Below are 12,282 nucleotides of genomic sequence, written 5' to 3' on the forward strand. Positions count from 1 at the left end.
ATTAGTCCTTCTTTTCGTGATGCCCGCCAAATTGCTTTCGCATGGCGGAAAGAACCTTATTTGCAAATAGCGACCGGTTACGAGATTCAAACCTGCTATTCACTGCAGCTGTCAAGACCGGAGCAGGAACACCTTCTTCAATGGCTGCTATGGCCGTCCACCGACCTTCTCCCGAATCAGACACCCTGCCAGTAAATTCGTCGAGTTCTGGTGACTCATACAAGGCAATTGCCGTTAGATCAAGCAGCCAAGAAGCCACGACACTGCCACGACGCCAAAGTTCTGTGATAGCAGCAATGTCGAATTCGTATTGATAATGCTCTGGGTGAGCTAGCGGCGCTGTCTCTGCGTCTGCGGTGCGCGGTTTCAATCCTTCATCGGCCGACTTCAGAATGTTTAGACCTTCGGCATAAGCAGCCATCAATCCGTACTCGATACCGTTATGTACCATCTTGACGAAGTGGCCAGCGCCACTTGGTCCACAATGTAGCCAGCCCCGCTCCTCAGAGGCTAGATTTCCTGCTCGGCCGGGAGAGCGCTCAGCTGCATCTGCTCCAGGTGCAACGGCATTCCAAACATCGGACAGTGCCGTGACCACCGGCTTTTCGCCACCGATCATTAGGCAGTAACCGCGTTCAAGTCCCCAGACACCTCCGCTGGTGCCAACATCGACAAACTCAATACCTTTCTCAGCGGCCTTAGCACTATGAGCAAGGTCGTCACGGTAGTAGGAATTACCACCGTCGATGATGATGTCTGAGGGCGAGAGTATGTCAATCAATTCGGAGATTACTGATTCAGTGATGCTACCCGCAGGAACCATTACCCACACGGCTCGAGGCCCATTTAGTTGGGAAGAAAATTCGTTCAGAGTCGAGATGGCAGTGATTTGTTCAGGATTTTCGGCAGCTAAATTATGCGCAACTTCGGGATTGGTGTCATAAACCACGCAGTGTAAGCCGGCTCTAGTTATTCTGCGGACAAGATTTGCTCCCATACGCCCAAGACCGACCATGCCAATTTGTGTGATGTTTTCGTAGGTTGCCACATCTGCTCCAAAACTAGTACGCGTATTCTTAGCGTACAGAACACCTCTTCAGGAAAGTTGGAGCACACCGCATGACTGGCACACCAGGCTTTAATTGCAATGAATGGAAACACTTAACCTCTCTGGCAGAGCAGCGCAAAAATCAGCACATTCGAGACCTCTTTGCCGGTGACTCAGATCGGGTATCCGAACTTACTTTTACTGCTGGTCCGCTGACTATCGACTTCAGTCGACAGCGAGTAGATAGTCAAGTCATTGAGAGTTTGTTCAAGCTAGCTAGCCAAGTTGGCCTTGCCCAAGCTCGGGACGCAATGTTTGCTGGCGAGCACATAAATAGCACCGAGGATCGTGCCGTCCTGCATACCGCACTACGACTGCCGCGGGATGCCAGTCTGACAGTTGATGGCCAAGATGTCGTAGCTGAGGTGCACGAAATTCTTGACCGTATGAGCCTGTTGGCCGATCAGGTGCGTAGTGGCAATTGGCTCGGTGTTACCGGATTGCCAATAAAAAATGTGGTGAACATAGGTATTGGCGGGTCAGACTTGGGTCCAGTGATGGCGTACGAAGCGCTACGCGCTTACAGTGCCCGTGATTTGAGTTTCTATTTTGTTAGCAATGTTGATGGCACAGACATAGCTGAAGTACTGCGACAGATCGACCCGCTGGAAACCCTTTTTATTGTGGCGAGTAAAACTTTCAGCACGATAGAAACCATGATGAATGCGGCCACTGCGCGCGAAGCCCTTTTGAGTGCAGTAACGAACCAGTCAATGGATGCGGTCGCTAAGCATTTTGTCGCCGTTTCGACGCACAAACAACGAGTCGAGGAATTCGGCATTAACTCGGAAAACATGTTTGGATTCTGGGACTGGGTAGGCGGTAGATACTCGATGGACTCGAGTATCGGACTCTCAACAATGATTGCTATCGGCCCTGAGAATTTTGCTCAGTTACTTGCAGGTTTCCACACCCTTGATGAACATTTCCGGAATGCTCCTGATTCCCAAAATGTGCCTCTACTGATGGGTCTGATTGGCATTTGGAATCGCTCGTTCTTAGACATCGAAACTGTCGCAGTACTGCCATACGACCAGTACCTAAAACGTTTCCCTGCCTATTTGCAGCAACTAATAATGGAAAGTAACGGAAAATCGGTAACCCATTCAGGAGAGTTGGTGCCTACCCAAACAAGTCCGGTTTACTGGGGAGAGCCTGGAACCAATGGTCAGCATTCGTTCTATCAAATGTTGCACCAGGGCACTTCACTAGTGGCCTGCGATGTATTAGTTCCCGCCCAATCACAAAATAAATTGGGGGCACACCACGATGTTTTAGTTAGCAATGCACTAGCCCAGGCAACAGTGCTGGCATTTGGCCGAACGGCTGATCAAGTGAAAGCGGCGAATACTCCCGAGGCTCTCATTAATCACAAAGTCATGCCTGGCAATCGGCCGACCACATTAATTACTTTGGACGAAGTCACCCCATTTGCTCTCGGTTCACTTATTGCACTTTACGAACACATGGTATTTGTGCAAGGAATTGTCTGGGGAATCAATTCATTCGATCAATGGGGCGTTGAATTGGGCAAAGAAATGGCTACGGCGATTGCACCATTTTTAACTAACGATGCTGAAGTGTCAGATTTTGACGCAGCAACTCAATCCGCAATCAGTTGGTATCGCCAAAAGCGCTAATTTTCCCGCCGCCGCAAATATCGTTCAAACTCGCGTGCTATGGCTTCGCCACTAGCTTCGGGGAGTTCAGCAGTCTCTATGCCTTCCTCCAGACTTCGTACATAATCGGCAATGTCCTCATCGGCGGTTGCCAAATCATCAGCTCCAGTTTGCCAAGCGCGGGCATTTTCAACCATGTCGTCCAGAGGAATGGCAATGTCTAGCACATCCTCAATGCCACGAAGTAGCGCTAGAGACGCTTTTGGACAAGGATCACCAGCAACATAATGGGGTATTGCAGCCCAAAGTGAAGCAGATTCAAATCCAAATCCTTCTAACTCGTCTTGTAATACATTCAACATGCTCACGGGGCCTTCGTAACGAGATAGTTCAAATCCCGTTATTTCCTGAATCCGAGGGTCAGAGGCATTGCCATGAACATGTATTGGCCGATTATGCAGGACTTCAGCTAGCATGCCGCCAAGAGTAATTACCAACCCTGGTGCTTTGGGATTAATGATTGACAACACTTCCGTGCAATATTGCTGCCAACGCAGATTTGGCTCGTCGCCGACAATAATAAAAATTCGAGTGTTTGGCAGATTCACACATTTAACTTCACTTATGGTCGTGGCTGGCCAGTAAATTTCTCGCCTGCCCTCGGGTGAAATGTAGATTTCGGGTCGATTCTCGGTGTAACTGTAATAGTCGTCCTGACTAATTTCGTTCACTGAAATCACATCCCAAACTTCCAGGAGATACTCGAGTGCTTCCGAAGAAGCCTCAGCCGCATTACTCCAACCTTTGAAGGCGGCCAGTACTAAGGTTGCTGGATCCTTTTGCAGATTGCCCGCTGCAGATTGGCTGTTTTGCTCCACGTTTTGAGTGTATCGCCTACGACTGTCGCGCAGCCATGGGAATGCTGACACAATAGAAGCGAAACAAATCATTAAAAGGGTGAAAAATGACTAGCCAAAAAGCGCTATTCGCAATTGGCGATCGTGTGCAATTAACCGACACCAAAGGGCGAAAACACACAGTGGTTCTTGAGGCAGGCAGGGAATTCCACACTAATCACGGCGCGATTGCGCATGATGAACTGATTGGCAAGCCCGAGGGAATCACCGTTACTTCAACTGGTAATTATGTTTACCTGGCACTTCGCCCATTGCTTAGCGATTTCGTCTTGTCTATGCCACGTGGCGCTGCCGTGATTTACCCCAAAGATGCTGCGGCGATAGTTGGATTGGCTGACATTTATCCCGGCTCGTCGGTTGTAGAAGCTGGCGTTGGCTCAGGTGCGCTTAGTTGCTCGCTGCTTCGGGCAATCGGAGAAACTGGACAACTACATAGTTATGAGCGCCGTGAAGAATTCGCAAAAGTTGCTGAAAAGAATGTTTCAACATTTTTCGGTACCCGACCAAGTAATTGGAACCTAACGCTAGGTTCGGTCCAGGATGAAACATCCGCATTGGCCGACGAGTCAGTTGACCGCGTGATACTGGACATGCTTTCGCCTTGGGAGTGCGTGAGAGCAGTCTCTCGAATCACAAGACCTGGTGGTGTTTTCGTTATCTACGTTGCCACCACAACCCAAATGGCTAAGACGATTGAAGCCATTCGGGATTCAAAATCTTGGACAGATCCTGTTGGCCAGGAACTGATTGCCCGAACCTGGCATGTTGAGGGACTGGCGGTTAGGCCAAGTCACAAAATGCAAGGACACACTGGATTTTTGGTCGTCGCCCGCAAACTCGCGGCCGGTACCGTGCTACCACCTCGGCGAATCCGACCCGCAAAAGGATTTGATGCACAAGAATTAGAGCAAGAACAAGATGAGTGAGTTGGTGACCCAGCTGTGACACCGGAAGATCTAGCCACATTACAAAAGCGCGTCGATGATTTAGTGGCCCACAATGAGTTGTTAGCCAAAACTTTGCGGCAGGCGCGTGCGGAGATCTCTGAACTCCATCAAGAACTTGAGAAATTGGGATTACCACCTAATAACTACGGAATTTTCCTTAACCATGAGTCAGATGGCCTTATTAACATTTCTTTTAATTCACGCCAGATGCGGGTAGCTGTCAACACCGAGTTGGATTACAAAAACCTATCTCGGGGACAACTGGTCGTCCTGAATGATGCGATGAATGTGATTGAATTTGGCGAACTTCCTAAAAGTGGTCAGCTTGCAACATTTCTAGAGCCAGTTGGCGATGGCGATCGCATACTGGTGCGTGGCCTGGCTGATGAAATTCACGTGGTTCAGGCGGCCGAGCAGGTTGCAATTAACGAACTACAGTTTGGCGACAATCTGCTTTGTGATCTTCGTGTGGGCTATGCCTTTGAACGAATTGCCCGCTCCGAAATAGAAGATCTGCTTCTCGAGGAAGTACCTGACATCTCGTATGAGGATATCGGGGGACTACAGTCTCAAATTGAGAGCATCATTGACGCGGTTGAGCTGCCCTTTTTGCAAGCAAAACTTTTCGCAGAATATGCCCTAAAAGCACCGAAAGGCATTTTGCTGTATGGACCCCCAGGCTGCGGGAAGACTTTAATAGCCAAAGCAGTAGCAAACTCAATTGCAAAAAAGACAAAACAAATTTCTGGGCAGGGAAGTGGGACCAGTTACTTCATCAACATCAAAGGTCCTGAGCTTTTGAACAAATACGTGGGCGAAACTGAGAAACAAATTCGAACGATTTTTCAGCGAGCACGCGAGCGCGCAGAGGCGGGCAATCCGGTCATCGTATTCTTTGATGAAATGGACGCTCTGTTTCGAACCCGTGGCTCTGGGGTATCTAGCGATGTAGAGAACACAATTGTGCCCCAACTTTTGAGTGAAATAGACGGTGTCGAGGGCTTGGAGCACGTAATAGTAATTGGCGCCTCTAATCGAGAGGACATGATCGACCCCGCGATTCTTCGGCCGGGTCGCTTGGATGTGAAGATTAGAGTGGAACGTCCTAACCAGATGGCTGCCGCACAGATTTTTTCAAAATATTTAACGGCAGATGTGCCGATACATGACGAATCATTGCAGCAGCATGGGTCCCCACAGGCTGCAGCCCAGGCGTTGATCGATCAGGTTGTTGCACAAATGTATGAGACTTCTTCGGATAATGAATTTTTGGAAGTTACCTATGCAAATGGTGAGAAAGAAACTTTGTATTTTTCAGATTTCAATTCAGGAGCGATGATTGAAAACATTGTTGCTCGGGCCAAAAAATACGCGATAAAGAATGAGTTATCAACTGGTCAGCGGGGCGTATCGTCGGCTCACTTAGCTCAGGCAGCTTTGGATGAATTCCGGGAAAACGAAGATTTGCCCAATACGACCAACCCAGATGATTGGGCCAAAATTTCAGGGCAAAAAGGTCAACAGATTGTTTACATGCGCACGTTAATTCGCACCAAGGACGGTAAGCAAGTAGGCCGTACTATCGAAACTGCACAGTAGGACAGCCCCCATGTCCGTTCATCGAATTATGGGTATCGAAACCGAATACGGAATTCTGTCACCCCATAACCCAAATATCAGTCCCGAAATATTGAGTGCACAAGTCGTGAACGCATACGCCGAACTCGTTTTTCCAGGCAGACAGCGGCCATTCAGGTGGGATTACAATGTGGAATCGCCATTTAATGATTTGCGATACGCCGAATCGTTGCAACATCCGGATGAACGAGAACTCTGGTCCAACTTTGACTTGGGAATTCCTAACCTGATGTTGACTAACGGAGCGCGTCTGTATGTAGATCACGCGCATCCAGAGTATTCAACACCCGAAGTGACTAATCCCAGAGACGCGGCACTTTGGGACTTGGCGGGCGAAGTCATCATGCGGGACGCTGCGCAAAAAGCTAGTGAACTGTCGGGAAATCTCATTGTCCTTTACAAGAACAACACGGATGGCAAAGGGGCCAGCTATGGAACACATGAAAACTATCAGGTGCTGCGCAGCGTACCATTTGAAAATCTGGTCAAGCATCTAACTAGTTTTTTTGTGACCAGAAATATCTGGGCGGGTAGTGGCCGAGTTGGAATTGGCCAAGGAAGCGAACAAGCCGGCTTTCAGATATCTCAGCGTGCCGATTTTTTCGAAGCACGGGTTGGCATAGAAACTACTATTAACCGTCCAATAATTAATACCCGCGATGAACCGCATGCGGACGCTCAGCGGTACCGGCGGCTACACGTGATAGTTGGCGATGCCAATCTTTCACCGGCCATGACTTTCTTAAAAATGGGCGCTACCTCGTTAATTCTGAGCATGATTGAGGCTGATTTTCTAGATGATGTTTTCGATTTGGCAGACCCAGTTCGAGAAATTACCGCAGTCAGTCGTGATTACTCCATGGGTCACCTAATCACACTCGCCGATGGTCAGCAACTGAGTGCTCTGGCGATTCAAAGACATTTTTACGAGCGTGCAGTTCAATTTGTGGCTCTAACAGATCCGGACGAGCAGACTCTTGAGGTACTTACCCTCTGGGAGTCAGTGTTGTCTGCACTTGAAGTGGATCAAATGTCACTAGCTGGAACTGTTGACTGGGTTACCAAACTGCAGCTGTTAGAGTCCTTTCGAGAACGTGACGGACTCGACTGGTCCAGTAGCAAATTGCAGGCAATCGATCTGCAATTCTGTGACATTAGGCCAGAAAAGGGGTTGGCCAGAATATTTAGACCTGAACCAGGCGAAGGTGACTTATTTACCGAAGCGGAAATCGGCTTTGCAGTGCATACCGCCCCAGCAGACACTCGCGCTTTTTTGCGAGGACAACTGGTGCATAGATTCGCACCTGCATTAATTGCCGCTTCCTGGGAAACATTGATTTTTCAAGCAGCAGACAATGAGTCGCGCATTCGAGTCAGTTTGCCCGATGCAAGCAGACTAGGGAGCGAAGAAGTTTCAGCAGTCCTTAGCGGCAACTCCAATCTTTACAGCCTGTTAAGTCAACTTGGCCAGCTGACCATGGTTGAGTATTAGGCTTGCATCAAAGCACTAGGAGATTATTTTGTCTGAGCAGAGTAGAGGTCAGATTTCGGCATCTGACAAGGGCGAGGCGGACGTGGCCAATGAAATCAAGCCAACGGTTGAGCTACTAAATGTTGATTCACTCTTAGCAAAGATAGACGCGGTTTTAGAGCAGAACTCAGAAGAGTTCGTTAATTCTTTCGTGCAAAAGGGCGGTCAATAGTCTTGACGCAATCGTTGCCAAGAAGAATTTTTGGCATTGAAACCGAGTATGGAATCACCTGCTCGCTTGATGGACATCGCCGGCTTACTCCTGATGAAATCGCAAGATACCTATTCAAAGATCTTGTCAATCGGTACCGAAGTAACAATGTGTTCTTGCCTAACGGCGGACGACTGTACCTTGATGTCGGCAGTCATCCTGAATATGCAACTGCGGAATGCGACCTCTTGGCTGACGTAGTTGCACAAGAATTGGCCGGTGATTTTTTGATTGCTCAGATGGCTAGGGATGCTGAAGTGTTACTTCGCAATGAAGGAGTCACTGGACGGATTTACATTTTCAAGAACAATACTGACTCGGTTGGCAATTCCTATGGGTGCCACGAGAATTACTTAATTCACCGTAAGCCAGATCAACTTTCTGGACTTGATGGTCTTCTGCCGTTTTTGGTAACGCGGCAAATTTTTCTAGGCGCCGGAAAGTTGTTAAAAACATCAACTGGAACCAAGTACGTCTTGTCGCAGCGAGCGGAGCACCTGTGGGATTCTGTTTCAAGTGCCACTACCAGGTCCAGGCCACTAATAAATACCCGTGACGAACCTCATGCAGACTCCGATAGGTACCGACGGCTGCATGTTATTTCCGCGGATAGCAACATGTCACAAACGGCAATGTTGCTAAAGGTCGCCACAATGGACTTGATTTTGGCTGCTATGGAAGTCGGTGCTATTCCAGTTGACCTTCGGATTGAAAATCCCATGCGCAGCATTCGAGAAATCTCTCGTGATTTGACTGGCGGTGCTCTAGTTGGACTTTCCGACGGTCGTCAATTTCGTGCTTACGAAATTCAGCGCTGGTATTTAGATGTTGTTCAAAGCTGCATAGCGAGATTCGACTGGCAACTTTCGCAGTGGCACAAATACGCGATTAAAGTGTGGAGTCAAATCCTTGAAGCTTTTGAAAACGCAGATCTAACAGCTCTGGACAGAATTGTCGATTGGCGGATAAAGCAAGGAATTATTGATGCCTACGCAACTGAACAAAATCTGAGCTTAGATTCGCCGAAACTCGCTCAAATCGATTTCATGTATCACGAAATTGGTAGCGGCATCGCCCAGGTGCTAACTGAGCAAAATAGGACAGATTCAATTATTGACCAGTCTTTAGTAGCCAGTGCGGTGAAGTTACCTCCACAAAGCACCCGGGCAAAACTGCGCGGGGAATTCATCGCACAAGCCGAAAAATCTAATCTCTCAGTGGCAATTGATTGGATGCACTTAAAAATCAACCAACCGGTCGAGCAATCCTTGACCCTAAGTGACCCGTTCGCCAACATAGACAGTCGAGTTTCAGAGTTGCTTGAGTTGGCCCTTTAAGCGTGGCAGTCAGGAAGTGCCCGCATCAACCCAATAGGCTGAGATTATGCGATTCAGATTCTCAGTAATATGCGTAATTACCTTGGGCTTACTTTCTGGCTGTGGACCAGAGCGCACAACTAAGACCGAATCGGTGACGCAATCAGGTGTTACCGTCTCAGGTTCCATGTCAGAAGCACCCCAGATTTCATTCGGCTCGGATGCTAAGGATGTCGCGCAACTCATTGTTAAGGATGTCACCAGTGGTTCGGGCACTGCGGTGGGCCCCAATTCCACTGTGACCGCGCACTATGTCGGATATTCAATGAGCAACCAAGAAAAGTTTGACTCGTCCTGGGAGCGCGGTGAACCGACTACATTTCCATTAAATGGGGTGATCCAGGGCTGGACCCAAGGTCTTCAAGGAATGAAAGTAGGAGGCCGTCGGCTGCTAATCATTCCACCCGAATTGGCTTATGGTCCGGCTGGCTCGGGACACCAGTTAGCAGGTCAAACCTTAGTCTTTGTGGTTGATCTAACGGCAGTGAGTTAGGAGGATACATGACAAACCCTCCGGTTATTGATTTTATTGACGGCGAAGCGCCATCTGAGTTAGTGATCCAGGATCTGACTGTAGGTTCGGGTCCCGAAGTAGTTGCTGGCCAAACTGTTGAGGTTCACTACCTGGGTGTCGAATTTGATTCTGGCGAACAGTTCGACTCATCATGGGACCGTGATGAGTCCATAGAATTTCCGCTGCGCGGATTAATCCAAGGGTGGCAACTGGGTATTCCGGGCATGAAAGTGGGTGGCCGGCGACAGCTCATCATCCCACCACACTTGGCCTATGGACCAACTGGAGCAGGTCACCGACTTTCTGGGAAAACTCTAGTTTTTGTAATTGATTTACTAGCAGTGAGGTAGTTCGTGGCGGCGGAAAGTACCATGAGGCAACTCAATCTTTTGCTGGTACTTCTCAATGCCCAAAGACCGCTTTCCAGAGTAGACATTTTTGAGCGAGTCAATGGCTACGGAGATCCCGAGGATCCGTCAGCACAGCGAAAATTCGAACGAGATAAAGCAGAGCTACGCAGTTTTATCGTCTTTGAGGAATCGCCTGGCGAAGGAGATCTTGCTGACACATATCGAATTGATAAATCCCGTTCCTTTATTCGCGACCTAGACTTGACCAGCGACGAGCGGTTGCTGATAGCTCTAGCCGTCCGAGCATGGCGTGATGTTGAACTCGGTCAGTCGGCAGCAGCCGGAGCAACCTTAGCTAGTTACCAGTTTTTGCAGACTCCTCAAATCTTGGCCGCTATTGGCCGAGATGAACGACATTTAGCCACGTTAGAGCGAGCGATTGCAGCTGCCAAGACCGTTCAATTTGAATACTTCAGTCGCAATAGTGGCGAAACCAAATTGAGAACCGTTCAGCCATGGAAATTGGTACTACATCAAACCCATTGGTACCTGCACGGATTCGAAGAGTCACGCGCTAAAGGTTTGCTGTTTCGGCTCAGCAGAATAAGTGGTGACATCCTGATAACTGCCCAAGCGAATACCGAAATTGCTCCACCTGATTTAGACTCACTAGCGCAACTTGTCGAATTTCAGCGAACCGAGGATTCAGTACAAACAGCGAAATTGCAGGTACCCAAGGGCAACTGCGCAAATTTACGATTACGGTCGAAAGCAGTTATTGAGTCTGATGATTTCGACATTTTGGAAATTGATTATGACGATGCCTACTCACTAGCCACTGAAGTAGCGGTTGTTTGTGATCGGGCTGTAGTGCTTTCACCATTGGATTTGCGCAATAGAGTTTCAGAAATCTTAAAGTCAGTAATCGCGGTGCATAAGTAATGGCAATCAAATTTGAGGTGGCCGTGCGCATGCTCGCTTTTCTGCGGGCAAACAGCCCAGTTGAGTTAGAGCATGTCGCCAAGATTTTCAATTTGAAAAGCTCCGAGGTTCGTAAATATTGCCTGCTACTGAATGAGGCAAGAATCGGTGAATACTACGGTGAGTTCGTCGAAGTCGAAATTCAAGACGATGAGGATGGAATTTGGATTGAAACTCGAGAGTCTCAGGGTTTAACGGAACAGATTCGCTTCACCGTCCAAGAGTCGATTGCAATACTTGGTGGGCTCAAGTATCTCCAAGCTATGCCACATCTAGTTGACCGAGAGATTGTCTCTGCTCTACTCGCTAAATTGCAGACTGCATTTGATGCACCAGAGGACATTATTCAGATCGGTACAGCTGAGATAGACATGCAAATCGTCGACTCACTCAAGTCAGCGATAGCCGAGGGTCGATGTGTTGAAATCACATATGGAGCGGGAATTGATCAGAAGGTTACCGAGCGCACAATTGAGCCAATCCTGCTGTTTGCTGACGAAACTGTACTTTATGTCCGCGCTTACTGTCGACTAGCACAAGATTGGCGAACTTTCCGCGTAGACCGAATTCTGAGCGCGAGATATTCCACAGAAGCTACCAGTAAAACCGAGGAACAAGGACCACGGTTCGAAATTTCTGCGCCGACATTAACCGCGCAATTGCGAATGCTCCCCGAGATGCTTGAGAGTTTTGCGCCGGAGACTGTAACGAATGTCAGCCCAGATCAAGATCGTCTAATCGTGCAAGTGCAGGTTAATTCAAGCGCTTGGCTTGCCAGCTTGGTCTTGGCTAGCGGTGGCGACATTGAAGTTCTGGGTCCCGATGAGCTACGGATTGACATAATCGGCAAAGCGGAAAAGTGGTTTGCTCACAACGGCGATTAGAATAGAACCAGACACGAAACTAGGGGCATCATGGCAGATTTATTTGGCAAAGGTGGGTTAATTCTCATCCTTATCGCAATCGTGATTTTTGGATCTAAGAAGTTGCCAGATGCGGCGCGAAATCTTGGTAAGTCAATCAGAATTTTTAAGAACGAATTGGATTCTGGCGATAAGGATCGTCCTTCAACTTCTGACGAGCAGTAAGT

13 protein-coding genes are annotated in these 12,282 nt (G+C 48.4%); 11 read left to right on the top strand and 2 right to left on the bottom strand.

The genetic code is table 11. The annotated features are described in order from the left end of the window. Position 1 precedes the first annotated feature (1 nt). Positions 2 to 1,015: a decarboxylating 6-phosphogluconate dehydrogenase gene (gnd, locus tag EBS36_01455; protein ID NBU31826.1), complete on the bottom strand. Its 1,014-nt coding sequence runs from the start codon at positions 1,013 to 1,015 to the stop codon at positions 2 to 4. Positions 1,016 to 1,119: 104 nt separating this feature from the next. On the opposite strand from gnd, the gene EBS36_01460 reads away from it, so the two are divergent. Next, positions 1,120 to 2,748, top strand: coding sequence for a glucose-6-phosphate isomerase (locus EBS36_01460; GenBank protein ID NBU31827.1), 1,629 nt, complete (start codon positions 1,120 to 1,122; stop codon positions 2,746 to 2,748). Here EBS36_01460 and EBS36_01465 read toward each other — a convergent pair. Beyond that, positions 2,745 to 3,677, bottom strand: a complete 933-nt coding sequence (locus EBS36_01465; protein NBU31828.1) for a PAC2 family protein — start codon at positions 3,675 to 3,677, stop codon at positions 2,745 to 2,747. The genes EBS36_01460 and EBS36_01465 overlap by 4 nt on opposite strands. A gap of 14 nt (positions 3,678 to 3,691) precedes the next feature. Here EBS36_01465 and EBS36_01470 point away from each other — a divergent pair, with 14 nt between their 5' ends. From EBS36_01470 to EBS36_01515, 10 genes are all read left to right on the top strand, one after another. Continuing rightward, on the top strand, positions 3,692 to 4,570 hold the full coding sequence (locus EBS36_01470; GenBank protein ID NBU31829.1) for a tRNA (adenine-N1)-methyltransferase: 879 nt from the start codon (positions 3,692 to 3,694) through the stop codon (positions 4,568 to 4,570). 15 nt (positions 4,571 to 4,585) lie between these two features. Next, a complete protein-coding gene (gene arc / locus EBS36_01475; GenBank protein ID NBU31830.1) occupies positions 4,586 to 6,190 on the top strand; it encodes a proteasome ATPase in 1,605 nt (534 codons plus the stop codon). Between the two features lie 10 nt (positions 6,191 to 6,200). Continuing rightward, on the top strand, positions 6,201 to 7,721 hold the full coding sequence (locus EBS36_01480) for a proteasome accessory factor PafA2 (protein ID NBU31831.1): 1,521 nt from the start codon (positions 6,201 to 6,203) through the stop codon (positions 7,719 to 7,721). A gap of 28 nt (positions 7,722 to 7,749) precedes the next feature. After that, the gene (locus EBS36_01485) at positions 7,750 to 7,932 is read left to right on the top strand and encodes a ubiquitin-like protein Pup (protein ID NBU31832.1); all 183 of its coding nucleotides are present in this window, start codon (positions 7,750 to 7,752) and stop codon (positions 7,930 to 7,932) included. Positions 7,933 to 7,946: 14 nt separating this feature from the next. After that, positions 7,947 to 9,308: a Pup--protein ligase gene (gene pafA / locus EBS36_01490; protein ID NBU31833.1), complete on the top strand. Its 1,362-nt coding sequence runs from the start codon at positions 7,947 to 7,949 to the stop codon at positions 9,306 to 9,308. A 166-nt stretch (positions 9,309 to 9,474) separates the two neighbouring features. Then, the gene (locus EBS36_01495) at positions 9,475 to 9,840 is read left to right on the top strand and encodes an FKBP-type peptidyl-prolyl cis-trans isomerase (GenBank protein NBU31834.1); all 366 of its coding nucleotides are present in this window, start codon (positions 9,475 to 9,477) and stop codon (positions 9,838 to 9,840) included. 8 nt (positions 9,841 to 9,848) lie between these two features. Next, positions 9,849 to 10,211, top strand: a complete 363-nt coding sequence (locus EBS36_01500) for an FKBP-type peptidyl-prolyl cis-trans isomerase (protein NBU31835.1) — start codon at positions 9,849 to 9,851, stop codon at positions 10,209 to 10,211. Between the two features lie 3 nt (positions 10,212 to 10,214). Then, on the top strand, positions 10,215 to 11,153 hold the full coding sequence (locus EBS36_01505; GenBank protein ID NBU31836.1) for a WYL domain-containing protein: 939 nt from the start codon (positions 10,215 to 10,217) through the stop codon (positions 11,151 to 11,153). Further along, positions 11,153 to 12,076, top strand: a complete 924-nt coding sequence (locus tag EBS36_01510; protein ID NBU31837.1) for a WYL domain-containing protein — start codon at positions 11,153 to 11,155, stop codon at positions 12,074 to 12,076. The genes EBS36_01505 and EBS36_01510 overlap by 1 nt, the downstream gene beginning before the upstream one ends. 30 nt (positions 12,077 to 12,106) lie before the next feature. Further along, positions 12,107 to 12,280 carry a twin-arginine translocase TatA/TatE family subunit gene (locus EBS36_01515; protein NBU31838.1) on the top strand — a complete coding sequence of 58 codons (174 nt, stop codon included), beginning with the start codon at positions 12,107 to 12,109 and terminating at the stop codon, positions 12,278 to 12,280. The last annotated feature ends 2 nt before the right edge of the window (positions 12,281 to 12,282 follow it).

Source organism: Actinomycetota bacterium (assembly GCA_009923495.1).
Lineage (GTDB): Bacteria > Actinomycetota > Actinomycetes > S36-B12 > UBA5976 > UBA5976.